We start from the raw sequence: 1,054 nt of genomic DNA on the forward strand, positions 1-1,054 counted from the left end.
CCGCTCGGCGGCGGCAACCGCGGCAGCGCTCACGGTGTCGATCAGGAACAGGGCATCGGCGCGCTCGAGGCCCGACAGGTACCCCGTGATGAGGCCCTGCACCGAGTGCACCTGCGCGCCGGACACCCGCTGCGCGCGATCGATCGGCCCCTGCGAGAGCGAGACACCCTGCAGCCGGGCCAGCGGGAAGATCGCGAGCTTGCGCCACATCACGCCGCGACGCAGCAGGAGTCCCATGTCGGTCAGGACGAAGCCATGGCGCTTCCATGAGAGCGGCCGACGCCACCACGCACGGCGAGCCATCACGCGGTACGGGTCACCCTCCACGGGGCCGAGGATGCCGTGATCCCAGACGAGCTGCAGATCGGCGGGCTGCGCGTCGGGGAGGATGAGCGACAGCACGCGCTCGACGTCGGCCCGCTTGCCGACGGGAAGGACGACGTTGAACTGTTGGGCGGATCCGGACGACTGCTGCGCCGCGCTCTTGCCGCTCATGCGGTTGATCCTGATGGTCCACCACCCGAACGGACGCCACAGCAGCGACTGCGTGACCTCCACGGCGAAGATGCGCCCCGGGGGCAGGGTCTCGGTCACGGTGGTCAGCAGCCCGTAGGTGATGCGGACGCCGTCGGGCGTCGGGGCGATCGAGTACCGCAGCGATTTCGAGATCTGCGCCCAGGTGATACCGACGACCGCGATGATCATCGGGATTCCGATTCCCAGCGTGATTCCGAGGCCGAGGAACCCCTCGATCGGATCGCCGTCGATCAGCGAGCCGATCACGACGCCGCCCACGGCGACGGCGAAGATCGCTCCGAAGAAGACGAACCACAGCACGCTCGAGATCAGCTGCGATCCCACGAGGCGCCCGGTCGGGATCTTGACGACGCTCTCGGGCTCGACGTCGGCCAGGTCCACGCCGCCGATCAGGCCGTTGACCCCTTCGTTCATCGACCCCACGAGCTGTCCGCGTGCGGAGGCTGCTGCCGATGCTCCGGGAACGGCAGGAGCTCCGGGGGCGCCGGGCACGGTCGCACCTCGACGCGCCGCACGT

1 protein-coding gene is annotated in these 1,054 nt (G+C 69.4%); it reads right to left on the reverse strand.

The window, feature by feature from the left end; genetic code table 11:
- Positions 1-1,029 (reverse strand): PH domain-containing protein (locus tag RTM68_RS18950; RefSeq protein WP_312173890.1); only part of this gene is annotated, 1,029 nt, incomplete at its 3' end.
- Positions 1,030-1,054: the final 25 nt, after the last annotated feature.

It is taken from the genome of Microbacterium sp. (genome assembly GCF_031988965.1).
GTDB lineage: Bacteria > Actinomycetota > Actinomycetes > Actinomycetales > Microbacteriaceae > Microbacterium.